A 398-nucleotide genomic window follows, 5' to 3' on the forward strand; every position below is an offset into this window, starting at 1 on the left:
ACCCGACGCGGGAGCTGTACGTGGACTACAACCAGGCATTCGCGAAGTACTGGAAAGGCAAGACGGGGCAGGACGTGCAGGTCAAGCAATCGCACGGCGGCTCCGGCAAGCAGGCGCGGTCGATCATCGACGGCATCGACGCCGACGTGGCCACGCTGGCGCTGGGCGGCGACATCGACGCGCTGGTGAAGAACGGCGGGCTGGTCAAGCCCGACTGGCAAAAGCGCCTGCCGCACAACTCGGCGCCCTACACCTCCACGATCGTATTCCTCGTGAAGAAGGGCAACCCCAAGGGCATCAAGGACTGGGACGACCTCGTCAAGCCCGGCGTGCAGGTGATCACGCCCAACCCCAAGACCTCCGGCGGCGCGCGCTGGAACTACCTGGCCGCCTGGGAA

General features: G+C 66.1%; 1 protein-coding gene. It reads left to right on the forward strand.

The features are described from left to right. On the forward strand, nucleotides 1-398 hold a 398-nt coding region (locus AC066S_RS39860; protein ID WP_478272074.1), incomplete at both ends, for a sulfate ABC transporter substrate-binding protein.

The sequence above is a fragment of the Bradyrhizobium sp. CFUWI genome, assembly GCF_056429085.1.